The organism is Streptomyces sp. SM18 (genome assembly GCF_002910775.2).
In the GTDB taxonomy this organism is placed as follows: domain Bacteria; phylum Actinomycetota; class Actinomycetes; order Streptomycetales; family Streptomycetaceae; genus Streptomyces; species Streptomyces halstedii.
The window spans coordinates 7,517,453-7,542,114 of sequence record NZ_CP029342.1 but is presented as its reverse complement, the minus strand read 5'-3'; the positions used below and the strand labels follow the sequence as shown (position 1 = coordinate 7,542,114).

General features: G+C 71.3%; 22 protein-coding genes. 17 read left to right on the top strand and 5 right to left on the bottom strand.

All coding sequences use genetic code 11. From position 1 onward, the window contains the following. The first annotated feature begins 557 nt into the window (after positions 1 to 557). The gene (locus tag B9S64_RS33345) at positions 558 to 1,430 is read left to right on the top strand and encodes a methylenetetrahydrofolate reductase (protein WP_103491543.1); all 873 of its coding nucleotides are present in this window, start codon (positions 558 to 560) and stop codon (positions 1,428 to 1,430) included. 95 nt (positions 1,431 to 1,525) lie between these two features. On the opposite strand, the gene B9S64_RS33340 is transcribed toward B9S64_RS33345, so the two are convergent. Further along, positions 1,526 to 2,728, bottom strand: a complete 1,203-nt coding sequence (locus B9S64_RS33340; RefSeq protein ID WP_103491542.1) for a DUF4190 domain-containing protein — start codon at positions 2,726 to 2,728, stop codon at positions 1,526 to 1,528. Between the two features lie 256 nt (positions 2,729 to 2,984). Here B9S64_RS33340 and B9S64_RS33335 point away from each other — a divergent pair, with 256 nt between their 5' ends. From B9S64_RS33335 to B9S64_RS33315, 5 genes are all read left to right on the top strand, one after another. Continuing rightward, entirely contained in the window at positions 2,985 to 4,700 is a 1,716-nt protein-coding gene (locus B9S64_RS33335; protein ID WP_103491541.1) for an MFS transporter, read from the top strand. 87 nt (positions 4,701 to 4,787) lie between these two features. Next, complete coding sequence (locus B9S64_RS33330) at positions 4,788 to 5,828, top strand: ATP-binding cassette domain-containing protein (RefSeq protein ID WP_103491540.1); 1,041 nt, start codon at positions 4,788 to 4,790, stop codon at positions 5,826 to 5,828. Continuing rightward, the gene (locus B9S64_RS33325) at positions 5,828 to 6,772 is read left to right on the top strand and encodes an ABC transporter permease (protein WP_258037879.1); all 945 of its coding nucleotides are present in this window, start codon (positions 5,828 to 5,830) and stop codon (positions 6,770 to 6,772) included. The genes B9S64_RS33330 and B9S64_RS33325 overlap by 1 nt, the downstream gene beginning before the upstream one ends. 135 nt (positions 6,773 to 6,907) lie before the next feature. Then, entirely contained in the window at positions 6,908 to 8,659 is a 1,752-nt protein-coding gene (ctaD, locus tag B9S64_RS33320; protein ID WP_258037878.1) for a cytochrome c oxidase subunit I, read from the top strand. Continuing rightward, positions 8,656 to 9,045 carry a cytochrome c oxidase subunit 4 gene (locus B9S64_RS33315; RefSeq protein WP_103491539.1) on the top strand — a complete coding sequence of 130 codons (390 nt, stop codon included), beginning with the start codon at positions 8,656 to 8,658 and terminating at the stop codon, positions 9,043 to 9,045. Before ctaD ends, B9S64_RS33315 begins: the two co-directional genes overlap by 4 nt. An 18-nt stretch (positions 9,046 to 9,063) precedes the next feature. Here B9S64_RS33315 and B9S64_RS33310 read toward each other — a convergent pair whose 3' ends face one another. Then, a complete protein-coding gene (locus tag B9S64_RS33310) occupies positions 9,064 to 10,725 on the bottom strand; it encodes a ubiquinol-cytochrome c reductase cytochrome b subunit (protein ID WP_103491538.1) in 1,662 nt (553 codons plus the stop codon). A 363-nt stretch (positions 10,726 to 11,088) separates the two neighbouring features. Between B9S64_RS33310 and B9S64_RS33305 the strand changes: the two genes are divergently transcribed. From B9S64_RS33305 to B9S64_RS33270, 8 genes are all read left to right on the top strand, one after another. Further along, positions 11,089 to 12,288 carry a PP2C family protein-serine/threonine phosphatase gene (locus B9S64_RS33305; RefSeq protein ID WP_258317595.1) on the top strand — a complete coding sequence of 400 codons (1,200 nt, stop codon included), beginning with the start codon at positions 11,089 to 11,091 and terminating at the stop codon, positions 12,286 to 12,288. A gap of 248 nt (positions 12,289 to 12,536) precedes the next feature. Further along, complete coding sequence (gene crcB, locus B9S64_RS33300) at positions 12,537 to 13,004, top strand: fluoride efflux transporter CrcB (RefSeq protein WP_103491536.1); 468 nt, start codon at positions 12,537 to 12,539, stop codon at positions 13,002 to 13,004. Next, a complete protein-coding gene (locus B9S64_RS33295; RefSeq protein WP_103491535.1) occupies positions 13,001 to 13,342 on the top strand; it encodes a DUF190 domain-containing protein in 342 nt (113 codons plus the stop codon). The genes crcB (B9S64_RS33300) and B9S64_RS33295 overlap by 4 nt, the downstream gene beginning before the upstream one ends. A 5-nt stretch (positions 13,343 to 13,347) precedes the next feature. Next, positions 13,348 to 13,725, top strand: coding sequence for a fluoride efflux transporter CrcB (gene crcB, locus B9S64_RS33290; RefSeq protein ID WP_103491562.1), 378 nt, complete (start codon positions 13,348 to 13,350; stop codon positions 13,723 to 13,725). A gap of 211 nt (positions 13,726 to 13,936) precedes the next feature. Next, entirely contained in the window at positions 13,937 to 15,364 is a 1,428-nt protein-coding gene (locus B9S64_RS33285) for a glycosyltransferase (RefSeq protein ID WP_103491534.1), read from the top strand. 4 nt (positions 15,365 to 15,368) lie between these two features. Continuing rightward, on the top strand, positions 15,369 to 16,910 hold the full coding sequence (locus B9S64_RS33280; RefSeq protein WP_258037876.1) for a DUF6056 family protein: 1,542 nt from the start codon (positions 15,369 to 15,371) through the stop codon (positions 16,908 to 16,910). Positions 16,911 to 17,157: 247 nt separating this feature from the next. Next, a complete protein-coding gene (locus B9S64_RS33275; RefSeq protein ID WP_028442200.1) occupies positions 17,158 to 17,361 on the top strand; it encodes a cold-shock protein in 204 nt (67 codons plus the stop codon). Positions 17,362 to 17,515: 154 nt separating this feature from the next. Further along, entirely contained in the window at positions 17,516 to 18,160 is a 645-nt protein-coding gene (locus tag B9S64_RS33270; protein WP_103491560.1) for a dihydrofolate reductase family protein, read from the top strand. A gap of 97 nt (positions 18,161 to 18,257) precedes the next feature. Here the strand turns inward: B9S64_RS33270 and B9S64_RS33265 are convergent, their stop codons facing one another. From B9S64_RS33265 to B9S64_RS33255, 3 genes are all read right to left on the bottom strand, one after another. Then, positions 18,258 to 19,619 carry an aldehyde dehydrogenase (NADP(+)) gene (locus B9S64_RS33265; protein WP_103505104.1) on the bottom strand — a complete coding sequence of 454 codons (1,362 nt, stop codon included), beginning with the start codon at positions 19,617 to 19,619 and terminating at the stop codon, positions 18,258 to 18,260. Between the two features lie 182 nt (positions 19,620 to 19,801). Further along, positions 19,802 to 20,500 carry a GntR family transcriptional regulator gene (locus tag B9S64_RS33260; protein WP_203631827.1) on the bottom strand — a complete coding sequence of 233 codons (699 nt, stop codon included), beginning with the start codon at positions 20,498 to 20,500 and terminating at the stop codon, positions 19,802 to 19,804. A gap of 75 nt (positions 20,501 to 20,575) precedes the next feature. After that, positions 20,576 to 21,463: a dihydrodipicolinate synthase family protein gene (locus tag B9S64_RS33255; protein ID WP_093820298.1), complete on the bottom strand. Its 888-nt coding sequence runs from the start codon at positions 21,461 to 21,463 to the stop codon at positions 20,576 to 20,578. Between the two features lie 178 nt (positions 21,464 to 21,641). On the opposite strand from B9S64_RS33255, the gene B9S64_RS33250 reads away from it, so the two are divergent. The 3 genes from B9S64_RS33250 to B9S64_RS33240 are packed head-to-tail and all read left to right on the top strand — an operon-like array spanning position 21,642 to position 24,642. Next, positions 21,642 to 23,006: an MFS transporter gene (locus tag B9S64_RS33250; protein ID WP_258037676.1), complete on the top strand. Its 1,365-nt coding sequence runs from the start codon at positions 21,642 to 21,644 to the stop codon at positions 23,004 to 23,006. Then, positions 23,003 to 24,010 (top strand): dihydroxyacetone kinase subunit DhaK, encoded by a 1,008-nt coding sequence (locus B9S64_RS33245; protein WP_103488698.1) that lies wholly within the window; start codon positions 23,003 to 23,005, stop codon positions 24,008 to 24,010. Before B9S64_RS33250 ends, B9S64_RS33245 begins: the two co-directional genes overlap by 4 nt. Then, the gene (locus B9S64_RS33240) at positions 24,007 to 24,642 is read left to right on the top strand and encodes a DAK2 domain-containing protein (protein ID WP_109492193.1); all 636 of its coding nucleotides are present in this window, start codon (positions 24,007 to 24,009) and stop codon (positions 24,640 to 24,642) included. The genes B9S64_RS33245 and B9S64_RS33240 overlap by 4 nt, the downstream gene beginning before the upstream one ends. The last annotated feature ends 20 nt before the right edge of the window (positions 24,643 to 24,662 follow it).

Below are 24,662 nucleotides of genomic sequence, written 5' to 3'. Positions count from 1 at the left end.
GACGCGACGGCGCGGCCGGCACGTCGGTGGTGAGGGCGGTCACGGCGCCGCGGGGAGGGGCGGGATCGCCCGCGCCCGGTCGGGGTGCTCACGGGAGGGGCCGGCGAACGCTTCGGCCGCCAGGGGCCGTTGGGTACCGCGACGCCGTCACGCCCGGCCGCCCCTACGGTGGCGACGGCCATGCCCAGGACCCGCGCATCGCGAGCCGGCATGATTCCCCCCTCCCACCGCGACCTCAACAAGGCAAGGCTAACCTAACCTATCGGTCCTGAATACGTGAAAGCGGGCCGAACGTCGGTCATCCGTCCATGACTTGGCGCCGTGGCGCGACATACCGGCGCACCGTCACGGCAGGCGCCGGACCGCCGGACGCGCCTTCCCCGGTTTGTCGTGGAACGCCCCCCTTCCGGGGCCACCCGCCCCGCCGGGCCGGGGCGGGTGGCCCCGGCCTCCGAGGTCCGCGTACCCTCCCAGGGCACCCCGGGGACCGCGCGGGGCCGTGCCGGTGCGCGGCTCCCGTGACGGACCGCACCGCACCACCCTCGACCAGGAGCACGATGCACCCCCTCGACACGGCTTCGGCGGCCGTCGGTACGTCGCTGCTGGAGGACTTCTCGCTGGAGATGACCGGCAAGGACGTACCCGAACTGGAAGCGGCCGACGGCACGCTCCCCCGGGGCACCCGTGTCAACGTCACCTTCCTCGGCAACGAGGACACGCGCATGCGCCTGGACGCCGCACGCGCGGTGAAACGCCTCGGCCTCCTCCCCGTCCCGCACGTCTCCGCCCGCCGGCTCACCTCCCGGACCGACTTCGCACAGTTCCTCGCCGGGCTCCGGGACGACGGGACCGCCACCCACGTCTTCACCGTCGCCGGCGATCCCGTCCTCCCCCAGGGCCCCTACGACAGCGCCCTCGCCCTGATCGAGTCCGGCCTGCTCCAGGAACACGGCGTCCGCCACGTCGGCATCGCCGGCTACCCGGAAGGCCACCCGGCCCTCACCGACGACACCCTCCGGTCCGCCCTGCGGGACAAGGTCGCCTCACTGACCGCCCACGGCCTGACCGGCCACGTCACCACCCAGTTCGGCTTCGACCCCGACCCGGTCCTCAGCTGGCTCGAACACGTCCGCGACCAGGGCATCACCCTCCCGGTCCGCATAGGCGTCCCGGGCCCCGCGGGAGTCCGCCGTCTGCTCTCCTACGCCACCCGCTTCGGCGTCGGCACGAGCGCCTCCATCGCGAAGAAGTACGGGCTGTCCCTCACCAACCTCATGGGCACCACCGGCCCCGACGCCTTCCTGCGCACCCTGGCCGAACGGTACGACCCGGCCCGCCACGGCGAGGTGAAGATCCACTTCTATACGTTCGGCGGCCTGCGGGCCACCGCCGAGTGGATCGCCCGGTTCAGAGAGGACAACCCCGTCTGACCGCCGTCCGGCACGGCGCACAGCCGGTACGCGCCCGGACCGAGACGAGTGGTGCCGGGGCGCCGGGGCCGCGCCCCGCCGCCGGACACCGGGCCTCACGACGCCCTCGTCCCCGCCCCGTCCCCCTCTCCGGTCCCGGCGTCCTCGGGAGCGGGGAGCCCCAGGCCCGTCCGTACCTCGGCGTCCAGGCCCGCGATCACGTCGTTGTCCGCCTCCGCCCGCTCGATCGCCGCCAGGAACGCACCGGTGTCCGCGGCCCGCGCGGCCCGCTCCCACTCCGGAACGGCCGCCTCGAAGATCACCACGATCTCCCCCGCCTGCGCCCGGACGTCCTCCGGCAGCCCGTCCCGGGCTTCCCCGAGCGCCCCGACCACCTCCGTGTACGCCGCGGCCATCTGCCCGGCCCAACGGCTCGCCGCGGCCAGGTCCTCGTCGGGCCCCTGCTGAGGGGCTCGTAGCTGTGCCTCCATCAACGGCTGGAACGCCGAGACGTACGCGAACTGGGCCGGTTCGAAATCGCTCTCGTCCTTGCGTATCGACTCCTCCAGGTTCCCCTGCGGTCTGCCGGCCCAGCACAGGACGGTGCGCCCGCCACGCGCCCATCCGCCCCGGTCCGGGTAGTAGAAGTACGTCTGCAGGTGGCCGTAGGCCGTGAAGTCCAGCACGTAGTCCGTGAGAAGCGCCGCGCACCGGTCGCGAGAGGTCTTCATGACCTCTTCCGTACCGGGGAACGTCCCCTGACCGGTCAGCTCGAAGCTGCCGTAGACCTCGCCCCGGTGCGGCTCCCCGCACGGCAGCCGCTCCGCCGTGCCGTTCCTGAGCGGCCCCTGGTTGTCCCGCGTCACTTCGGTGGCCGGGGTGAAGCAGTCCCCCGTCTCCAGAGCGAAGACGCTCGTCCCGCCGCCGCCCCTGACCGGCCCGCCCGGTGAGCCGGCCGACCAGACCGTGAAACGCAGTGCCCCGGCCATCGCCAGGAGGGCGAGAAGCAGCACCGTTCCGGAGACGGCGACACCCGCCACCGCGAGCCCCTTGCCGCGCTCGCCACGACGGGGAATCCGGACCAGCGCGATGATCCCGAAGACCAGTCCCAGCGGCGCCAGACAGACGAGGGAGAGGACGAGCGAGGCGATGGCGAACCCGCTGACCGGCGGTGCCGGAACCATCTGCGGCCCGCTCCAGGCGGGCGGTCCGTAGGAGGGCGGCGGCCCCTGCGGCTGCCCCGGAGGCTGAGGCTGCCCCTGCGGCTGGGGCTGCCCCGGAGGCTGGGGCTGGGCCTGGTCGGGGGGCGGAAGCGTCATACGCGCAGCTCACTTCTCTCGTTCACCGGGGAAGCCCGTGCGTGTCTCCCCCACTCGCGAGGCGACCGTACGGCCGCCTCCACGGGGAATCACAGGGGTGCGACCCCCCAGTTCACAGGGCGTCACGTTGCCGGGCCCCGGCAATCGCGCCCGCCCTCATGGGCCGGCCGCGCCCTTCGAACTGGCCGACCGCCGGACTCGGGCTTAGCTTGGCTCCCGTACGCAGTCGAGTACCACCGGCGGCGGGGAAGGTCCCATGCACAGAGCAGTCGTACCGCGCGACCGCACCGAGGACCCCCTGCGCCCGCGCTACAAGTGGATCGCGCTGTCGAACACCACGCTGGGTGTGCTGATCGCGACGATCAACCTGTCGATCATCCTGATCGCGCTGCCGGACATCTTCCGCGGCATCGGGGTGGACCCCCTGCGGCCGGGCAACACGAGTCTGCTCCTCTGGCTGATCATGAGCTACATGGTCGTCACCGCGGTCCTCGTGGTGAGCTTCGGCCGGCTGGGCGACATGTACGGCCGGGTACGGATGTACAACCTGGGGTTCGCGGTCTTCACGGTGTTCTCCGTACTGCTGTCGGTGACCTGGACGCACGGCACGGCGGGCGCCCTGTGGCTGATCGGGATGCGCGTGCTCCAGGGCGTGGGCGGGGCGATGCTCATGGCGAACTCGAACGCCATCCTCACCGACGCCTTCCCGCCCCGGCAGCGCGGTCTCGCCCTGGGGCTCAACCAGGTCGCGGGAATCGCCGGGTCGTTCGTCGGGCTCGTCCTGGGCGGACTGCTCGGCCCCTTCGACTGGCACCTGGTGTTCCTGGTCTCCGTCCCGATCGGACTGTTCGGAACCGTCTGGGCCTATCTCAAGCTGCGCGACACCGGGGTCCGTACCCCGGCCCGGCTCGACTGGTGGGGCAACCTGACCTTCGCGGTCGGCCTGATCGCTGTCCTGTCCGGCATCACGTACGGCATCCAGCCCTACGGCGGCCGGACCATGGGATGGACCAACCCCTGGGTGCTCGCCGCGATCGGCGGCGGGCTGGCGCTGCTGGTCCTCTTCTGCCTGATCGAGAACCGGGTCGCCCAGCCGATGTTCCGTCTCGGGCTGTTCCGGATCCGTGCCTTCTCGGCGGGGAACGTGGCGAGCCTCCTGGCCTCCCTGGGGCGCGGCGGGCTGATGTTCATCCTCATCATCTGGCTCCAGGGGATCTGGCTGCCCCGTCACGGCTACGACTTCGAGCAGACACCGCTGTGGGCCGGCATCTACATGCTGCCGCTGACGGTCGGGTTCCTGATCGCGGGCCCGCTCTCCGGGTGGGCCTCCGACCGCTTCGGCGCCCGGCTCTTCACGACCGGCGGCATGCTGCTGGCAGCCGCCACCTTCGTCGCCCTGAAAGAGCTGCCGGCCGACTTCGCCTACCCGCTCTTCGCCCTGATCCTGCTCTTCAACGGGCTGGCCATGGGACTGTTCGCCTCACCCAACCGTGCGGCGATCATGAACAGCCTGCCTCCGGACCAGCGCGGTGTGGGCGCGGGGATCAGCACCACGTTCCAGAACTCGGCCACCGTACTGTCGATCGGCATCTTCTTCTCGCTGATGATCGCCGGCCTGGCGAGTTCACTGCCGGGCACGCTCGGCCACGGCCTCACCGAGCAGGGCGTGGCGCCCGCGGACGCCGCGCGCGTCGCGGCCCTGCCGCCCGTCGGCGTCCTGTTCGCGGCGCTCCTGGGATACAACCCGATCCGCAGCCTGCTCGGCCCGGAGGCCCTGGCCCACCTGCCCGCCGGCCACGCCGACTACCTCACCGGGCGGGCGTTCTTCCCGACCCTGATCTCCGAACCGTTCGAGCAGGGGCTGTCCGTGGCCTTCGACTTCGCCATCGTGGCGTGCCTGGTGGCCGCGCTGGCCTCGCTGCTGCGCGGGGGCCGGTACATCCACGGCGAGCCCGCGAAGGCGGGGAAGTGATGAACCGCCGCCCCGGCACAGCGCCGGAGGGGCGACCGGCCGGACTCCGCCGGAACCGGCCGGCGGAAGGCACAGACGGAGGTGGACATGACGTCGAACGAGCCGGCTGACGGCCCGCACCGCCCCGCGGCACCACCCCCCGCCACCGCCGGTGAGGACGGCGGGCCGCCGGAGGGCTCCGCCGACGTGGTCATCCGTACGTCCGCGCTGCGGAAGGTCTACGCGAAGACGGACATCGCGGCGGTCGACGGTGTCGATCTACGGGTGCGCAAGGGCGAGATCTTCGGGCTGCTGGGTCCCAACGGCGCCGGGAAGACGACCACGGTGGGCATGCTGACCACCCGTGTGGTGCCCACCTCGGGCTCCGCCCACATCGGGGAGATCGACGTCGTCGCCCAGCCGACCCTGGTCAAGCAGGTCATCGCGGCGGTCACCCAGCAGAACACCCTGGACCGTTCGCTGACGGTCCGGGAGAACCTGTACTTCCACGGCCTGCTGTTCGGGATCCCCCGGGGCCGGTCGCGGGAGCGGGCCGACGAACTCCTGGAGCAGTTCCAGCTGAGCCGGTGGGGTGACTCCTCCGTGTACGAGCTGTCCGGCGGCATGGCCCAGCGGCTGCTGGTGGCACGGGCGATCTTCCACCGGCCCGCCGTCCTGTTCCTGGACGAACCCACCACGGGACTCGACCCGCAGAGCCGGCTCGCCCTCTGGGATGTGCTGGACGAGCTGATCGGGGCCGGTCAGACCATTCTGCTGACCACCCACAACATGGAGGAGGCCGATCATCTCTGCGACCGGGTGGCGATCATCGACCACGGCAGGATCCTGGCGCTGGACAGCCCCGCGGCGCTCAAGCGGAGCCTGGGCGCGGACGCCGTGGTCACGGTCACCACCGACGGGAACCCGGAAGAACTCGCCGAACGGCTGCGGCGTGACATCGAAGGCGTCGTCCGTACCCGGCTGGTCAGCGGCGGCGTGGAGCTCCAGGTGAAGGGCGCGGACCGCCTCCTGCCCAAGGTCGTACGGAGCGCCGAGTCCGGGAACTTCGACCTGGTCGACCTGTCCCTCAGCGAGAGCACGCTGGAAACCGTCTTCATCAACCTCACCGGAAAGGAGTTGCGGGACTGATGGCCATGTCAGGAGCGTCTCCCGCCGACGACCCGTCGGCCGGCACGGGGGCCGGCGGCCGCCCGCACCCCGGTGGTGACGACCGGACCCCGCTCCGGGGCGAGGTCCGCCCCGGCCGGTCGGCCGTCGCCTCCAGCCGGTCCGCGCTGGCCGGACTGATCCGGCGCGATCTGGCCGTGCTGCGCAAGAACTTCGGCGAGTTCGTCGGCCGCACCGTGATGCAGCCCTTCCTGCTCGTCTTCGTCTTCCTGTACGTCTTCCCCAGCATCGGTCAGGGCATCGGATCGGGCGGAGGCACGGCGGGCGAGTCCGCGTTCGCCACCGTCCTGGTGCCCGGGGTCGTGTCCATCGCCATCATGTTCCAGGGCATCCAGTCCGTCGCCATCCAGATGTCCCAGGAGTTCGGCTTCACCCGGGAGATCGAGGACCGCGTCCAGGCACCCTGCCCCATCTGGCTGGTGGCCGTGGCACGGGTCCTGTCCGGGGCGGCCCAGGGACTCATCTCCGCGGTCATCGTGTTCCCGATCGCCGCCGTGGTCCACGCGCCGGGCGTCCATCCGCAGTTCAGCGTCCACTGGTGGGTCGTCGTCACGCTCATCCCGCTGTCCTGCGTCGCGATGACCTCCCTCGGCCTCCTTCTGGGCACCACGTTCGAGCCGAGGAACATCGGGGTCATGTTCGGCTTCGTCGTCCTGCCCCTCGTCTTCCTCGGCGGCACCTACTACCAATGGACCAAGCTCGCCCCGGTGGAGGTCGGCGGCTTCCACTGGCTGCAGACACTCGTGCTCCTGAATCCGCTGATCTACATCACGGAGGGCATGCGGGCCGGTTTCACCGACCTGTCCCATCTGCCGCTCTACGTGGTCTACCCGGTCCTCCTCGGGTTCTGTGTGCTCTTCCTCGGACTGGGCCTGCGCAACTTCCGCCGCCGCGTCCTGTCCTGAGACCGCCTCGGGCGGGCGGGGCGGCCGTGACGACACGCGTCCTCAATTCCCCGGGACGGTTACCGGGGGTGCGAGGGTCTGGGTCTGGAATGCGACCGCCGTAGGGATCGCGGCAGATTCAGATCGGGAGAGCCTATGACGCCGTCGGGCGAGCGACCGGGGGCAGTGACGCGGGAGAAGGGGACGGGAGAGGCGGACGCGGGAACCGAGCGGCGGGCCGGGCACGGTCTGAAGCTGCTGAACCCGGTGTCCACGACCGACCACAAGGTGATCGGCAACCTGTATCTGGTCACCGCCTTCGGCTTCTTCCTCTTCGCCGGTCTGCTGGCGATGGCGATGCGTGCCGAACTCGCCCGGCCAGGCATGCAGTTCGTCTCGCACGAGCAGTACAACCAGCTGTTCACGGTGCACGGCACGATCATGATGCTGCTGTTCGCCACCCCGACCTTCACGGGTTTCGCCAACGCGATCATGCCGTTGCAGATCGGCGCTCCCGATGTCGCCTTCCCCCGGCTGAACGCCTTCACCTACTGGGTCTACCTGTTCGGCGGCCTGCTGGTCGTCTCGGGCTTCCTGACCTCGAACGGTGCCGCCTCCTTCGGCTGGTTCGCCTACGCGCCGCTGAACGGTGCCGTGTACTCCCCGGGGGCCGGGGCGGACCTCTGGGTGATGGGCCTGGTGGTCTCCGGCCTGAGCACCATTCTCGGGTCGGTCAACTTCATCACGACGATCGTCTGTCTGCGGGCTCCCGGCATGACCCTGTTCCGGATGCCGATCTTCACCTGGAACGTGCTCTTCACGTCGATCCTGGCGCTGCTGGCGTTCCCGGTGCTGACCGCGGCACTCCTGGCGCTCGAGGCCGACCGGAAGTTCGGGGCGCACGTCTTCGACGCGGCCAACGGCGGCGCGCTGCTGTGGCAGCACCTGTTCTGGTTCTTCGGGCACCCCGAGGTGTACATCGTGGCGCTCCCGTTCTTCGGGGTCGTCAGCGAGATCCTCCCGGTGTTCAGCCGGAAGCCGGTCTTCGGGTACGTCGGTCTCGTCGGCGCCACCATGGCCATCACCGGTCTGTCCGCCACCGTGTGGGCCCACCACATGTTCGCCACCGGCGCGGTGCTCCTGCCGTTCTTCTCCCTGATGTCGTTCCTGATCGCGGTGCCGACGGGTGTGAAGTTCTTCAACTGGATCGGGACCATGTGGCACGGCTCCCTGTCGTTCGAGACGCCGATGCTGTGGTCCGTCGGGTTCCTGGTCACCTTCCTGCTCGGCGGGCTGACCGGGGTGCTGGTGGCCTCGCCGCCGCTGGACTTCCACCTGACGGACAGCTACTTCGTCGTGGCGCACCTGCACTACGTGCTGTTCGGCACGGTCGTGTTCGCGACATTCGCCGGGTTCTACTTCTGGTGGCCCAAGTTCACCGGGCGGATGCTGGACGAGCGGCTGGGGAAGGTGCACTTCTGGACCCTGTTCACGGGCTTCCAGCTGACCTTCCTCGTCCAGCACTGGCTCGGCGAGGAGGGCATGCCCCGGCGGTACGCGGACTACCTGGCCTCGGACGGGTTCACCGCGCTCAACACCGTCTCCTCGGCCGGAGCGTTCCTGCTGGGCCTGTCCACGCTGCCGTTCCTGTACAACGTCTGGAGGACACACCGGTACGGCACGAGGGTGAACTGCGACGATCCCTGGGGCTGGGGGCGCTCCCTGGAGTGGGCGACCGGGTGCCCGCCGCCCCGGCACAACTTCCACGCGCTGCCCCGGATCCGCAGCGACTCCCCCGCCTTCGACCTGCACCACCCCGACGTGCCGGTCGAGGACTCACTCCCCGGCGCGTCGTCCGGCCGTCGCACGGACCAGGACGCCGGGTCCGGACGGAAGGTGACGGGGTGAAGGGCGAGGCGTGGCTGTTCACCGGAGTGGCGGGGTTCTTCGCGGTGACCTGCGCCGTGTACGCGGCCTTCTCGTCCGATCCCGCCGGATTCTCGGCGCTCGCGGTGTCCTTCCTGATGTCCGCGCTGATCGCCGCCTACCTCTGGTGGGGTCACGGGCGGACCGGGCCGCGGCCGGAGGACCGGAGGGACGCGCGGGTCCGGGAGAAGGGCGGCACCCGTTCGTTCTTCCCCGCGCGCAGCTACTACCCCGTCATCAGCGCGGCGGGCGCCGCCCTGATCGGCCTGGGCGTCGTCCACGGGCTCTGGCTCTTCCTGATCGGCGTCGGCGTACTGGTCCCCGGTGTGTACGGCTTCGTGTTCCAGAACACCGGCCGCGCGGGCTGACGGCGGCCGGATGCCGTCTCAGGACGTGTGGTCCCCCGGATCGGAGGCCCGCTCGGGACCGGCCAGGACGGCTTCGATCCGCCGGTGCTCTTCCTCGGTCACGGGAGGCAGCACCCGGTGGCCGTAGTACCAGTGGCTGAGTGAGGACCGCAGCCGCGCGGTGAGGCGTCGGCGGGCCGGGCTCCGCCGGCCGGCCGGCGCCTCCAGGGGCCGGGGCAGGTCCCGGGCCAGCAGGACGTACCGCTTCTCCACGGGCAGCCGGTCGTGCAGTGGGTGGTAGCCGCCCTCGACCGACTGGTCCACCTCACCGGTCGCCTTCCCCTTCTCCACGAGGTCCCTCTCGTACGCCTGCAGGGCCAGGCAGAGCCGGCTGGTCACCCAGAAGGCCACCACGGGCAGCAAGAGGAGCGCGACACGGAACGTCCAGGTCAGCGCGTGCACGGGCACGTCGAAGACGAAGGCGATCACGTCCTGGCCGCCGGCGAGCAGCAGCACCCCGTACGCGGTGAGCGCCGCGACGCCCAGCCCGGTGCGGACCGGCCGGTCGCGTGGGCGGTCGCACAGATGGTGCTCGCCCGTGCCCCGGGTGACCCAGCGTTCGAAGAAGGGATAGGCGTACAGCACCAGGAAGAGCGCGCCGGGCAGCAGCACGCCGGGCACCAGCGGGTTCCACATCAGGGTGTGGCCCCACAGCCTGGTCTCCACACCGGGCATCAGCCGCAGCGCGCCCTCCAGGAAGCCGACGTACCAGTCCGGCTGGGAGGCGGTGGAGTCGTGGTCGGTCCGGTAGGGGCCGTAGTTCCACACCGGGTTGATCTGTGCGAGCGCGCCCAGCACGGCGAGCACACCGAAGACCATGAAGAACAGACCGGCCGACTTCGCCGTGTAGTGCGGGAAGAGCGGCTTGCCGACCACGTTGCGGCCGGTGCTCCCGGGCCTGGCCCACTGGGTGTGCTTCAGACGCACGATGAGCAGCAGGTGCAGGCTGATCAGGGCGAGGAGGAGCCCCGGGACGAGCAGGATGTGCGCCGGGTAGAGCCGGGGGACGATGTCGTCGCCGGGGTACGCACCGCCGAAGACGAAGAAGCTCAGGTAGGTGCCGACGACGGGCAGGGAGAGCATGATTCCCTGCGCCGTGCGCAGACCGGTTCCGGACAGCAGGTCGTCGGGGAGCGAGTAGCCCGCGAAGCCCTCCAGGAGGGCGAGGAGGAACATCGTCACACCCACCGCCCAGTTGGCCTCACGCGGTCTGCGGAACGCGCCGGTGAAGAAGACCCGCAGCAGGTGCGCGCCGATCGAGGCCACGAACACCAGTGCCGCCCAGTGGTGGATCTGACGGACCAGCAGCCCGCCGCGCACGTCGAAGCTGATGCGCAGGGTGCTGGCGTACGCCTGCGTGGTGCGGACGCCGCGCAGCGGCTCGTACGAGCCCTGGTACACCGATTCGGTCATCGACGGCTCGAAGAACAGCGTCAGGTAGACGCCGGTCACCAGCAGGACGACGAAGCCGTAGAGGGCGAGTTCCCCCAGGAGGAACGACCAGTGGTCGGGGAAGGCCTTCCGCAGGAGCGCCCGGCCGGCCTCGGACAGGGGCAGCCTCGCGTCGACGGCGTCCACCGTTTCCTCTGCGGCGCGGCGCGCCGTGTTCCGCGGGCGCGCCTTCTTCTGTGCCAGCGGCATCGGTGTGCTCGCTCCCGTCGGCCGGTACGGCTCACTTCGGACCTTGCGAAGTAAGCCGTACCGCATGCGACGGCGCCGATCGTGCAGCGCGGCCCGCGTGCCGTCGCCCCGAGGCCGTCCTTCGGGGGCAGGCGTCGTGTCGCCGGGACGCGTGGGACCACGTCCCGTGTCGCTCCTCGCGCGGACATGCCGGTGGACATTCCCCGTGGGTTCCCGGAAAGAGCCCGCAAAAGGAAGAGAATGCCCACGGCTCCCCCGCACACGGAACGAACGACGTCCGAACGATCACAGGTGGGCAACGTGGAGATTACACCGGAGAACGCCGCCACCCGTTTGCGTCTTCTGGCGGAAGCGAGTGAGGCCTTGGCCTCAAGTCTGGACGCGAAGGAGTCGCTGCGCCGGCTGGCCCGCGTGGTCGTGCCCAGTCTGGCCGACGCCTGCGTCGTCGATCTCGTCGAGGGGGACGGTCTGCGCCGGCTCACCGTCACCGAGCGGGACTCGCGCAGGTCGCCGCGGATCCTGCCGGGCGGACTGCTGCCGGAGGTGGACAGCTCGGCCGCCACTCTGGCGAAGGTACTGCGCGGCGCGGGGCCCATGGTGATGACGGACTTCGGTGTGTCCGACCCGGACGACGCCCTGCTGGCCGCCCAGCGGGCCCTGTACCGCGTGCTGAGCGCCCGGACGGCGCTCATCGTTCCGATGCGGATGCGCCGGCAGACCCTCGGCGCGCTCACCTTCATCCGCCGTGACCCGGACGCCTCCTTCGACGAACAGGAGCGGGTACTCGCCGCCGACCTCGGCCACCGCGCCGGTCTCGCGCTGGACAACGCGCGTCTGTACGCGTTGCAGCAGCACACGTCCGAGCAGCTCCAGCGCTCGCTCCTGCCCGACCTCGCCGGACTCGGCCACCTCCAGCTCCTCGCCCGCTACGTGCCCGCCCGGGAAGAGGCGGAGGTCGGTGGTGACTGGTACGACGCCTTCCGGCTCCCCGACCAGTCGGTGATCCTCGCCATCGGGGACGTCGTCGGTCACGACCTGGAGGCGGCGGTCCGTATGGGGCAGCTGCGCAACATGCTGCGCGCCCTCGCCTACGACAGCGAGGACCATCCGGCCGGTGTGATGAGCCGCCTGGACAAGGTGATGCAGGGGCTGACGCGTATCGAGCTCGTCACGGCCGTCGTCGCCCGCGTCGAGACGCCGCCGGGAAGGCCGTGGCGCCTGCACTGGAGCAACGCGGGGCATCCGCCGCCCCTGCTCGCCCAGCAGAACGGCCGGGTCCTCCTGCTGGACGGCGGGCTCGCCCCGGTCCTGGGTGTGGACCCCGACATCAGGCGGGAGAACGCCAGCGTGTCCCTGCCCTCGGGCTCGACCCTGCTGCTCTACACCGACGGGCTCATCGAGCGCCCCGGTGAGGACATCGGCCGCGGTCTGACACGGCTGCGCCAGCACGCGGCCGCGCTCGCCCGCGAACCGCTGTCGGTCTTCCGTGACGAACTGCTCATCCGGATGAGTGACGACGAGCAGTACGACGACGTCGCGATCGTCGCGCTGCGCACACCCTGACCGCCCGTGCGGGCACCGGCCCCCGTCGTCCCCCTCCCCCGGTTCCCGCGGGCGCGCGAGCCCGGCGCACCGCTCGTTATACTGAGGTCCTGCGGCGCCACGCGTGCCGCGCGGCGGTGGGGCCCGCCGTACCCGAACCGCGGCGGACGCCGCCAACGGTCCCTACTCGTGACAGAGCGTTTCCGCCTACGCGGAAGCGGAATCCACGCGTAGGGAGAGCCGTGCCGTCAGAACAGAGCGGTCCGCCCATGGTCTTCGAGCCCACAGATCCCGATGTGGAATTCTCCGGCCCCTCCCGGCGTCAGCGGGTCCTGGGTTCCCAGCACGCCGTGCTGGGTGTGATCGCGGCGGGCGGCGCGCTGGGCGCGCTGGCCCGGTTCGGGGCCGCCCGGCTGTGGCCGACCGCCACCGGGACGTTCCCCTGGACGACGTTGTGCGTCAACGCCGTCGGATGCCTGGTGATCGGGGTGTTCCTGGTCGTGGTGACGGAGTTCCGGTCGGCGCACCGGCTGCTGCGGCCGTTCTTCGGGACCGGTGTGCTCGGCGGCTTCACCACCTTTTCCACCTACACCGTGGACATCGAGCGGCTGATCCACGGCGGCCGGGCCGCGACCGCGCTCGTCTACCTGGCGGCAACCCTCGTGGCCGCGCTGGCCGCGGTGAGCATCGGCACGTGGAGCACGCGCCGGTTCCTGGCGAAGTGGAGTGAGCGATGACCTGGACGACCCTGCCCGCGCTCCGGCTGACCGTGCTGGTCGACGACACGGACCTGTGGCACCACCGCCCGCTGTCGAGCGAGATCGTCCACCGCGCGCACGCCGCGGGGCTGAGCGGCGCGTCCGTCTTCCACGGCGTGGAGGGCTTCGGCGGACGCCAGACGGTGCACACCACCCGGCTGCTGTCGATGACCGACGACCTGCCGGTGGCGGTCGTCGTGGTGGACGAGGAGACACGCGTCAACGCCTTCCTCCCGCAGCTGGAGGAGCTGGGAATCCAGGGCCTGATCACCCTGGAACCGGTGCGGGCCGTCCGCTTCACCGCCCCGGAGGAGTGACCTCGGTGAACGACTACCTGCTGGTGGCCGCGGGCGGCGCGGTCGGGGCCCCGCTGCGCTACCTGACGGACCGGGCGGTGCAGGCCCGGCACGACAGCGTCTTCCCCTGGGGCACCTTCACCGTCAACGTGGCCGGCTCCCTGATCCTGGGCGTACTGACCGGTGCCGCCCTGTCCGGGGCGGCCGGCCACACCGTACAACTGCTGCTGGGCACCGGGCTGTGCGGGGCGCTGACCACCTACTCCACCTTCTCCTACGAGACGCGGCGCCTGGTGGAGGACGGCGCGGCGTCCTTCGCCGTCGCCAATGTGGCCGGTTCCGTCGCGGCCGGACTCGGCGCGGCCTTCGCGGGCTTCGCCCTGGCCGGGGCTCTGTTCACCTGACGGGTGACGGGGTGTCACCGGGGATGCGGCAGGGGCGTCCGACACGGCCAAACGGGTCATCCGCAGGCGCGTAGATGTGTGATTCCACCGCTCGGCCCGCCGATACGGGTCGAATGCCCCTGGGATTCGGCACCTGCCAGCGCCAGGGACAGCCACCCCACCACCGTGCGGTGGACCGCACCGCTCTGGCGTGCTCGGTCAGGAGACTGGTTTGGCGACTCCTCAGCTTTCCGTGGTCGTACCGTGCTTCAACGAGGCCGCCGTCATCGAGAGGTTCCACTCGGCCGTCGCCGAGGTCCTCGGCCCGTGCGGTCTCGACTACGAGATCTGCTACGTGGACGACGGCAGCACCGACCGCACACGGGACATCATCGGCGGACTCGGTGTCGCGGACCGGCGCGTCAGGTACGCGGTGCTCAGCCGGAACTTCGGCAAGGAGGCGGCGATGCTCGCCGGTCTGCGCATGTCGCGGGGGCAGGCGGTGATCCTCATGGACGCGGACCTCCAGCACCCCCCGGCGCTCATCCCGCGGATGCTCGAACTCCACCGGCGCGGGTACGACCAGGTCGTGCCCCGGCGGAACCGCGAGGGGGAAGGCACGGCGCGCACCGTGCTGAGCCGCGGCTACTACGCCCTGGTGCGCCGTCTCATGGACGTCGACGTACTGGACGGCGCCGGGGACTTCAGGCTGCTGTCACGCCAGGCGGTGGACACGGTCCTCTCGCTCCCGGAGGCCAACCGGTTCTCCAAGGGCATCTTCTCCTGGATCGGTTTCACGACGGCCACCTTCACCTACCGGAACGCCCAGCGGCTCGCCGGCACCTCGAAGTGGGGCAGCCGCCGTCTGCTCAACTACGGCATCGACGGCCTGCTGTCCTTCAACAACCGGCCCCTGCGGCTGGCCATCTACGCGGGCTTCTGGTGCTTCCTCTCCGCGCTCGTCTACGCGGGGTGGGTGGCCTTCGACGTGGCGCTCCACGGGGCGGCCGTCCCCGGGTACGCCACGCTGCTGATGGCGGTGGTGGGCCTGGGCGGCATCCAGCTGATCACCCTGGGGATCATCGGTGAGTACGTCGGCCGCATCTACCACGAGGTGAAACGCCGGCCCTCCTTCGTGATCCGGGAGACGGACGACCGCCCCGCGCCGGCACCCGCTCCCCCACGGCACGCGTCGGCCGCCCGTCCGGCGGTCCGGCCCCGGACGTCACGGCAGTTCGCGTCCTTCGTGGCGATCGGATTCGTCAACACCGCCGTGTACCTGGCCGTCTACGCGACCTTGAATCGCTGGATTCCGTATCTCGCGGCCCATGTCCTCGGATACGCGGTCAGCATCGTCGGTTCTTTCCTGCTCAATTCCTACGTCACCTGCCGGACCCGTCCGACCTGGCGCGGGTTCCTCCGGTATCCGCTGTCCAGCGGCTTCAATCTCGTGGCCTCCGGCGCGCTTCTCTATGTGGCCGTCAGTCGATTCGGAATGGACAAGAATGTCGCCGCAGTTGTCGCCGGGGTCCTCGTCACCCCGGTCTCCTTCCTCCTCGCACGCTGGGCCATCAATTCCGGCCGGCGGCCGGCGGGCGCCCCGGGCGTGGTTCCGGACGTTCCTGCGGAGGCGAAGCAGGACGACCCCGCCCTCGGCTGACACGGTGCGTTCGGAGAGCGGGGACCGCCCGGATCCGGCGTGGCACGCCGCGGAGACCGGTACGGACGCGGAGGGGGCCGGCACGGACAAGGGAGCGGCCGGTACGGACCAGGGGGACGGGCACGGCAGCACGGCGAGGCCGGGCGCCGGCCGTCTTCGTCTCCTGCGGGCCGGTACGGCCCTGCTGCCGCTCCTGCCCCTGCTGCTCTTCGGCGGGGCCTCGTGGTTCGCTCGCTGGGTGCGTCCGAGCGGTGACGAGTGGTGCTTCCTGCCTCTCGTACGCGACGAGGGCTTCATGGCCCTGGTGGACCGGTTCTACTCCGCGGACAACGGCCGGGTCGCCAACGGCGTACTGGTCGCCTCCTACTCCGTGTACGGCGTCGCGGGCCAGCAGTGGTACGCGGGGATCAGCGTGGTCGTGATGCTGGCCCTGCTGTGGGGGTGGACGGCGGCGCTGCTGCGGAGCGTCCGGTGGCGGTTGCCCCGGGGGATCCCGCTGTTCTCGGCGGCCACGGTCCTGGCCGTGTTCTGCTTCGCCTCCACGAACACGTACAAGACCTTCTACTGGCCTGCCTCGTCCGTGTCCCACACCTTCCCGCCCGTCCTCGCGGCCGCCGCCACGATCCCGGCCCTGCTGGTGGTCTCGCGCCGGGGCAAGGCCGTCGCGGTCGTGTCGGCGTTCGTCCTGGGAGCCGTCATGGGCACCCTGTCGGAGGAGACCTCCCTGGTCGCCCTGGCCCTCCTGGCCGTGGCCCTGTTGCTGGGCCGCCTGCTCTTCCGGGCGGAACGGCTGGCCTTCGCACGGACCTGGTGCGCGGCCGCGGTCCTCGGCATCCTCGTGGGCACCGCCGTACTCCTCACCTCGCCCGGCTCACGCAACCGGCGTACCCGCCACCACGCGGACTCCATGTTCGCGCCCGAGTCGCTCTCCGCCTCGCTGCGGGGGTACGCGCAGGTGCTCCACACGCTGGTGACGACGTGGCAGTACATCGGGGTGATCGCCGTGGGCGTGCTGATCGGCGTGCTCGTCCGGCGTACGGACGGCGGCCTTCCCCGGCCCGACCGCAGGGCGCCCCTGTTCGTGGTGTCCGTGCTGGTGGCTCTGCTGCTCGCCGGATACGTGTGCATGGTGATCGCCTATCCGGCGTTCGGTCCGTCGGTCGCGACCGCCAACCGGCTGTGGAACGACTTCCTGTTCCCGCTGCTCCTCGTGCTCGTCGGCGTGGGCGGCCTCCTCGGGAATCTGGCGGTGCGCCGGTACCGCCGTGGCATGCTGCCGGTGGCGGCGGGCGCCGTGCTGGTGTGCGTGGGCGTCATGGCCATGCTCGCGGTGTCCCTGCGGGATCTGGACGGGGACATGCGTGCGCGGGCCAAGGCCTGGGACAGCCAGGACCGCATGCTCCGGGCACGGGCCGCGGCGGGGGAGACGGTGCTGCCCTACAAACGGCTGGTCGTCAGCAAGATGTCGGAACCGTTCGGCAAGCACCCGTGGCCCGCCTCGTGTGTCGCCACCTATTACCACGTGAAGAAGATGACGAAGGGGTAGCAGGTGTCCTCCGGCCGCCCGCCGCCCGTCCCCTCTCGTTCCGCGGCATCCACCCGGGACAGGCCGATGATCGTCGCTCCCTGGTGACATGCGGTCCCTCCGTGTAACGTCAAGGGCAGAGATGTCATGGTTCGCAGTACCTGCCCATGTCTTCGGCATGGGCGCTCTGCTGTGCGGTGCGGGACCAGGGCGATCGATCCCGAGGCCCGCACGGTGCAGGTCTTGACAGCGACTGGAGAAACACCTCATGGCCAGTGGAACCGTCAAGTGGTTCAACTCTGAAAAAGGCTTCGGCTTCATCGCCCAGGACGGCGGCGGTCCGGACGTGTTCGCGCACTACTCGAACATCAACGCGACCGGCTTCCGTGAGCTCCTGGAGGGGCAGGCGGTGACCTTCGACATCACACAGGGCCAGAAGGGCCCCCAGGCGGAGAACATCACGACCGCCTGACGTCCCTGACCGTGGTGGCCCGGCCCGTCGGCGCTCACGTCGGCGGGCCGGGCTCCGCTCATGTACACACGGACTCAGCCCGCTCGCGGGCGGCGACGAGTTCTCCCAGCGAGGAGAGTCCTACCTCCGTTGTCGACCACCTGTGGAGGAACACATGGCTCAGCTCGTGCGGGTACAGAATTTCACCGTCTCATGCGACGGCATCGCCGCCGGTGAGGACCAGACCTTCGAGCAGCCCTTCGGCCACGCCGACCCCGAGCGGCTGTTCTCCTGGGCCGGCGCCACGGCGAGCTGGCCCAACCGCACCGACCCGGGAGGCACCCGGGGCCTCGACGACTACTTCACGCGGGACTACGCGCGCGGCATCGGGGCCGAGATCATGGGCCGGAACAAGTTCGGGCCCCAACGCGGGCCCTGGGAGAACGAGGAGTGGCGCGGCTGGTGGGGTGACGAACCCCCCTTCCACACCCCGGTGTTCGTCCTGACCCACCACAAGCGCCCCTCCTTCACGCTCTCCGACACCACGTTCCACTTCGTGGACGGCGACCCGGCCACGGTCCTGGCGCGGGCGCGTGAGGCGGCGCGGGGCAAGGACGTCCGGATCGGCGGCGGGGCCACGACCGTCCGGCAGTTCCTCGACGCCGATCTCGTGGACACCCTGCACGTGGCGGTCTCGCCGGTGAGGCTCGGGCACGGGGTGCGGCTCTGGGACTCCCCCGACGAACTCCTCGACCGTTTCCACCTGGAGGTGGTGCCCAGCCCGAGCGGCATGACGCACCACCTGTTCTGGCGGAAGTGACACGGGGAGTCAGATCCGAGGAACACGGCCCCTGAAGCCTTCCTCCGGGCTCCGGGCTCCGGGGGAAGGCTTCGCGTGGGCCGGTCCGTGACCTGCTTCAGCGGTCCCTGAGTTCGGGCGGCAGCGCGGCGCCGGGGACGTTCTGGAAGGCCACCGGGCGGCGGAAGCGCCGGATCGCCGCTGTGCCCACCGACGTCGTGGTGGGCGCGGTCGAGGCGGGCCACGGACCTCCGTGCTGCTGGGCGTCGCTGACGGTGACCCCGGTGGGCCACTCGTTCCAGATGACGCGTCCGGCGTACCGGGCGAGCAGGTCGAGCATCCGCAGCCCGACCGCGTCGTCCGCGCCGGCCGCCTGGACCGTGCCGGTCAGCGTTCCCTCGAACTCCGCCAGCGCCTCCTCCACCTCCTCGGGGGACCGGTAGGCGACCACGAGCGACGCCGGGCCGAAGACCTCGGTGGTGATGAGGGCGGGGTCGTTCCGGACGGCGTCGGCGGTGGTCCGCAGGAGGACGACGTCCGGCTGTCCCTCCTCACCGGGGACGCGCCGCGCGACCTCGACGCCGTCCCGGGCCGCGAGGGCGTCGAGGGCGTCCGTGTAGGCGGTGCCGATGCGCTCGTTGAGCATCGGTCCGGCGGACAGGGACGGCAGGGCGGCGAGGAACGCGTCGGCGTCCGGGACGAAGACCACGCCCGGCTGGGTACAGAACTGCCCGGAGCCCAGCGTGCAGGACCCGGCGAAGCCGGTGGCGATCTCCTCCCCCCGTTCGGCCCATCCGGCCGGGGTGACGACGACCGGGTTGGTCGAGCCCAGCTCTCCGTAGAAGGGGATGGGGTCGGGGCGGGCGGCGGCCAGGTCGAAGAGGTGGCGCCCGCCGCGGGTGGACCCGGTGAAGCCGACCGCCTTGGTCCGGCGGTCCTGGACGGCGTCCGCGCCGGCGCGTTCGCCCTCGATGATCTGGAGCAGGTGCGCCGGCGCGCCCGCGTCCGCCAGGGCCGCCCGTCCCACGGCCGCCGTGAGCCGTGACAGCTCCGGATGGCCGGGGTGCGCCTTGACCACCACCGGGCAGCCGGCCGCCAGAGCACTGGCCGTGTCCCCGCCCAGAACACTGAAGGCGAAGGGGAAGTTGCTCGCGGCGAAGACGAGTACGGGACCCAGCGGCACCGTCGTACGGCGGATGTCGGGCCGCGCCCCCATCGGCCAGTCGGGGTCGGCGTGGTCGATGTGGACGTCGTCCAGCGCGCCCGAGTGGAGCCGTTCGGCGAACAGCCGCAACTGGAAGGTGGTGCGGCGCAGTTCGCCGGAGAGGCGGCCCTCCGGGAGGCGCGTCTCGGTGCGCGCGACCGGTACGAGTGTGCCGGCCGCGGCGTCGAGGGCGTCCGCGACCGCGAGGAGCCACCGGGCGCGGACGGCCGGCCCGGCGCTCCGGGCCTCGTCGGCGGCGGCGCGGGCGCGGTCCATGACGGTGTCGAGCGACGGGACGGCGGGAGCGCCGCCGGGACCGCCGGTGGACGGCGTGGACGGGGTGGCGGCGGATCCCCGGGGAAGAGGTGCGCCGGAGGAAGGGGGAACGGTGCCCGGACGGCCTTCGGCCGGGAGGGCACCGGGTATGTCGGTGCTCATGGTGGACCTCGGGAAAGGGGTCAGGTGACGATGGAGTGGGAGGCCATGTCGGCCAGCGTCCACTCCTCGACTTCGACAAGGTGGAGGGCAGCGGCCTCCTGAGCGCCCGAGACGTCACGGGTGGCCATGGCGTCCAGGATTTCCAGGTGCCGCCGGGTGGACCCGGCGAGACGGTGCGGGCCGGTGGCGCCGAGGACGCGCAGCCAGTAGACGAAGGGCTCGACCGACTCGCGGGCGGTGATCAGCCGGGTGTTGCCGGTGGCCGCGATGATCTCGCGGTGAAGGCGCGTGTCGCTCGCGAAGAACGGCTCGTAGTCGCCCCGTTCGGCGGCGCGCATCGCCTCTACGGCCTCCTCGCGCAGATCGGTGATCTGCTCGATCGGCATGGCCTCGGCGGCGACGCCGGTCGCGAGCCATTCGAGGGCCTTGCGCAGCTGGCACACCTCGTGCACGTCCTGCCGCGACGGCCGGGTGACGAAGGTGCCCGACCGGGGCCGGGTCTCGACGAGCCGGTCGTGCTCCAGGCGCACCAGCGTGTCGCGCACCGGGGTGCGCGACACGCCGAACTCGGCGGCGATGGCCTGCGGGTCGAGCCGGGAGCCCGGCGCGTACACGCCGGTGGTGATCCGCTCGCAGAGGATCGAATGGAGCTGTTCGGAGATCGACTCCACGACCAGGGGGTTGCTCCCGCGACGGCCGCGGGCGGACGTGGTGGCCATGATCCTCTCTCTGCTCTTCTGCGACGTGCCCTCTCGGACGCACGCCGCGGTGACGGTTCCCGGCGGGGACGGTGTTCAGTCGATCAGGTTAGCCGCTCGCAGAGCCGTCCTGATGCGCTCGCGCTCGGTTTCGGTGGCGGGCGCGAACGGCCGGCGCGGCAGCCCCGGGGAGCGGCCCAGCAGTTCCAGGGCCGCCTTCAGGGTCGCGGGGAGGTTGGGGGCGTCGATGGCCCGCCAGACCGTGAGGATCCGCTCGTGGAGTTCGAGGGCCTTGGCGTGGTCGCCGGCCTGCACGGCGTCCCAGAGCTCGACGCTGAGCCGGGGCGTGACGGTCGGGATGGCGGCGAGCGCGCCGTGCGCGCCCATGACGAACGCCGGGTAGTGCAGGTCGTCCAGGGCGGCGAGCACGGTGAACCGGTCGCGCAGCCGGTGCAGCAGGTCGGCGAGGAGGTGGATGTCGCCGCCCGACTGCTTGACGGCGACGACCTGCGGCACGTCGCGCAGCATCTCGATCGTGTCCACCGGGACGAGCGCCCACGGGACCACGTTGTAGAGGACGATCGGCAGGTCCGCCGCCTCCCCGATCTCCCGGTAGTGCGCGACCGTCTCCTCGGGGGACGGAGCGAAGACGTAGTGGACGGGGGTGACCTGGAGCGCGTCGACCCCGGCCTTCTTCAGCGCGAGTGAGTAACGCTTGGCCTGGGCCGTGGAGTTCTGGATGACGCCGCCGATCACCGGGACCCGGCCGGCGACCTCGTCGACGACGACCTCGCAGATCGCCACGCTCTCCTCCAGCGAGAGCGTCTGTCCCTCGCCGGTGCTCCCACAGGCGCAGATGGCCGTGACGCCCTGGTCGAGGAGGTACTTCACCTCACCGCGCAGCAGATCCAGATCGACCTCGTCCCGCGCGTCGAACGGCGTGACCACGGTGGAGATCATCCCGCCGAGCTGTATGTCCTTCACGTGTCCTCCAGGGTATTGCCGCACACAGACCACGAATGTAATGTCTGATGCATCAGATGTTAGCACGCGGTCCCCTGAGGGGTACCGTCGCTTTCCGGACACGCGTCCGGCATCGCGCCGGCGGCGCCGAGAGCGCCGGCCGCGTCGCCCGAGCCGCCATCGCAATGGAGCGAGCATCATGCCCGAACCGGCCACCGCACCCGCATCACGGGCGTCCCTGCGCAAAGTCGTCACCGCAAGCGCGCTGGGCACCACCGTCGAGTACTACGACTTCACCCTCTACGCGACGACCGCGGCACTGGTCTTCGACAAGATCTTCTTCCCCGACGCGTCCCCCTTGGTCGGCACCCTCGCCGCCTTCGCCACGTACTTCGTCGGCTACGCGGCACGCCCGCTCGGAGGGATCATCTTCGGCCACTTCGGTGACCGCATCGGACGCAAGAACGTCCTCATCACCACCATGCTGATGATGGGACTGGGCACCTTCGCGATCGGTCTGCTGCCCTCCTACGACAGCATCGGTATCGCCGCTCCCCTGCTGCTCGTCCTCATCCGGCTGATCCAGGGCCTCGGCATGGGCGGCGAGTACGGCGGCGGGGTCCTCATGGCCCTGGAGTACAGCCCGCCCTCCCGCCAGGGCTTCTTCACCTCGCTGGTGCACATCGGGACCCCGGCCGGCGTCCTGATCCCGGTGGGCCTGGTGACCGTCCTGGACAACGTGCTCCCCTCCGGCTCCTACGACTCCTGGGCCTGGCGGCTGCCGTTCCTGGCCAGCATCCTGCTCGTCGGCGTCGGCGTCTGGATGCGGCTGCACGTCACCGAGAGCCCCGAGTTCGTCAAGATGCGCCAGGACCGCGAGGTGCAGAGCCTGCCGGTGCGCGAGGTCCTCACCCGCCGTACCCGCACCGTCGTCCTCTCCGTGCTCGCCAAGATCGCCGAGAGCGGCCTGTTCAACATCTACTACGTGGTGGCCATCACCTACGTCACCACCGAACTCGACCTGCCCAAGGGCCCGGTGCTGCTGGCCGTGCTGATCGCCTGCGCCGTCGAGTGCCTCACCCTGCCCTTCTTCGGGGCCCTCTCCGACCGCGTGGGCCGCCGCAAGGTGTACGTCGCGGGCGCCCTCTTCCAGGCCGTCCTCGCCGTGCCGTTCTTCCTGCTCGTCGAGACCGGCCAGTTCTGGGCGTACACCCTGGGCATGACCCTCGGCCTCGGCATCGGGCACGCCGCGATGTACGGCGCCCAGGGCGCCCTGTTCTCCAACCTCTACCCGGTGAACGTCCGCTACACCGGACTCTCCGTCACGCAGCAGATCGGTGCCACCCTCGGCGGAGGGCTCTCCCCGCTCATCGGCACCGCGCTGCTGGCCGTCGGTGGCGGCCACTGGTCCTGGCTGATCGTCTACTGCGTGGGCGTGGCCGTCGTCTCCGGACTGGCCGCCTCCCGCCTCCGGCAGGGCGAGGTGGGTGCCGTGCCCGACCCGGTAACCGCCGAGCACCCCGCCGTAAGCCCGGAGAACACCGAAAGGACCCAGGTCTCGTGAAGCGTCTGTTCCTGCCCGCCGACCACGCCGTCGAGCACGCCCTGCGCGGCCTGGTGCTCTCCCATCCCGGTCTGCTCCGGCTCAACGAGGACCCGCTGTACGTCGCCGCCCGGGAACGGCACCCCGCACGGCGTGTGGGGCTCGTCTCCGGCGGCGGCTCCGGCCACGAGCCCCTGCACACAGGCTTCGTCGGCTCCGGGATGCTGGACGCCGCCGTACCGGGACGCGTCTTCGCCTCCCCGCACAACCGGCAGATCCTCGAAGCGTCACGCGACGCCGCCGGAGAGTCCGGCGTGCTGCACATCGTCAAGAACTACACGGGCGACCGCATCAACTTCGGCATCGCGGCCGAACGGCTGCGCGCCGACGGCATCCCCGTACGCCGGGTGCTCGTCGACGACGACCTGGCCACCGACAGCGCCGAGACCGCGACGGGGCGGCGCGGCACGGGCGCCGCCGTGCTGGTGGAGAAGCTCCTGGGCGGGGCCGCCGACCACGGCCTCGGACTCGACGCGCTCGCCTCGCTGGGTACGCGGTTCGCCGCCGCCTCACGCAGTGTGGCGGTCGCCTCGCGGGCCCAGACGTCGTTCGCGCGCGGCGGCGACGCGTTCGAACTGCCCGACGGGGCACTGGAGTACGGCGTGGGCATCCACGGCGAGCGCGCCGTCTCCACCGTCGACCACCCCGGATTCGACCAGCTCGTCGACCGTATGACCCGGCAGCTCCTGGCCGCCCTGCCCCGGGGGACCGGCGCCGTACTGCTGCTGGTCAACGGTCTCGGCGCGACCACCCAGCTGGAGCTCCAGGCGGTCCACTCCCGGGTCTCCGGGCTGCTGGAGACGTCCGGCCTGGACGTGTCCGGCCGGCTCGTCGGCACCTTCGTCCCCGCCCTGGACATGAGCGGATTCTCGCTCACCCTCACCGCGCTCCACGACGACTGGCGCCCCTACTGGCACGCCCCCGCCCGCACCCCTGCCTTCCCCCTGACGGAGTCCCCCCGATGACCACCGACGCCCGGCTCGTCCTGACCGCCTTCGCCCAGGCGGCCCGTACCGCGCACCCGGCCCTCACCGCGCTCGACCAGCTCTCCGGCGACGGCGACTTCGGCGACAACCTGCGTGAGGGGCTCGACCGGGTCGTCTCGGCGCTGGAGGACCGGCCCGCCGAACCGCCTCTCGCGGTGGCCGCGGCCGTCTTCCTGGACGAGGTCGGCGGGACCAGCGGACCGCTCATAGGCCTGCTGTTCCAGGAGCTGGCCCGCGCCCACGCCGCCCACCCCCAGGACGATCACGAGGCCTGGCGAACGGGGGTCGCGGAAGGACTGGCCGCGATCCGGCGTGTCGGGGAGGCGGAGCCGGGTGACCGGACGCTGGTGGACACCCTCGCCCCGGCGCGGGACGCCCTGGACGCGGGCGCCGGCCCGAGGGGCGTGGCCGAGGCGGCGCTGCGGGGCGCCCAGGCCACCGCCGCCATCCGGGCCCGCCGGGGCCGCGCCTCCTACGTCGGAGAGCGCGCCATCGGCTCGCCCGACCCGGGCGCTCTGGGCATCGCGCTGCTGTTCTGGTGCCGGGCACGGGTGGCGGGTGACGCGCCGGGCGAGCTGGCCGGCCACCTGCCCGCCGCCGGCCCTCACTGAGGCACACCCGGACCGCCCCG

What these genes read in the sequence shown, in the direction of transcription:
- ctaD (WP_258037878.1), top strand. Translation starts at nt 6,908, where the DNA reads ATGACGCCGTCGGGCGAGCGACCGGGGGCAGTGACGCGGGAGAAGGGG.
- B9S64_RS33260 (WP_203631827.1), bottom strand. Translation starts at nt 20,500, where the DNA reads ATGGCCACCACGTCCGCCCGCGGCCGTCGCGGGAGCAACCCCCTGGTC.
- B9S64_RS33295 (WP_103491535.1), top strand. Translation starts at nt 13,001, where the DNA reads ATGACCTGGACGACCCTGCCCGCGCTCCGGCTGACCGTGCTGGTCGAC.
- B9S64_RS33325 (WP_258037879.1), top strand. Translation starts at nt 5,828, where the DNA reads ATGGCCATGTCAGGAGCGTCTCCCGCCGACGACCCGTCGGCCGGCACG.
- B9S64_RS33335 (WP_103491541.1), top strand. Translation starts at nt 2,985, where the DNA reads ATGCACAGAGCAGTCGTACCGCGCGACCGCACCGAGGACCCCCTGCGC.
- B9S64_RS33275 (WP_028442200.1), top strand. Translation starts at nt 17,158, where the DNA reads ATGGCCAGTGGAACCGTCAAGTGGTTCAACTCTGAAAAAGGCTTCGGC.
- B9S64_RS33345 (WP_103491543.1), top strand. Translation starts at nt 558, where the DNA reads ATGCACCCCCTCGACACGGCTTCGGCGGCCGTCGGTACGTCGCTGCTG.
- B9S64_RS33250 (WP_258037676.1), top strand. Translation starts at nt 21,642, where the DNA reads ATGCCCGAACCGGCCACCGCACCCGCATCACGGGCGTCCCTGCGCAAA.
- B9S64_RS33340 (WP_103491542.1), bottom strand. Translation starts at nt 2,728, where the DNA reads ATGACGCTTCCGCCCCCCGACCAGGCCCAGCCCCAGCCTCCGGGGCAG.
- B9S64_RS33330 (WP_103491540.1), top strand. Translation starts at nt 4,788, where the DNA reads ATGACGTCGAACGAGCCGGCTGACGGCCCGCACCGCCCCGCGGCACCA.
- crcB (WP_103491536.1), top strand. Translation starts at nt 12,537, where the DNA reads ATGGTCTTCGAGCCCACAGATCCCGATGTGGAATTCTCCGGCCCCTCC.
- B9S64_RS33265 (WP_103505104.1), bottom strand. Translation starts at nt 19,619, where the DNA reads ATGGACCGCGCCCGCGCCGCCGCCGACGAGGCCCGGAGCGCCGGGCCG.
- B9S64_RS33240 (WP_109492193.1), top strand. Translation starts at nt 24,007, where the DNA reads ATGACCACCGACGCCCGGCTCGTCCTGACCGCCTTCGCCCAGGCGGCC.
- B9S64_RS33270 (WP_103491560.1), top strand. Translation starts at nt 17,516, where the DNA reads ATGGCTCAGCTCGTGCGGGTACAGAATTTCACCGTCTCATGCGACGGC.
- B9S64_RS33310 (WP_103491538.1), bottom strand. Translation starts at nt 10,725, where the DNA reads ATGCCGCTGGCACAGAAGAAGGCGCGCCCGCGGAACACGGCGCGCCGC.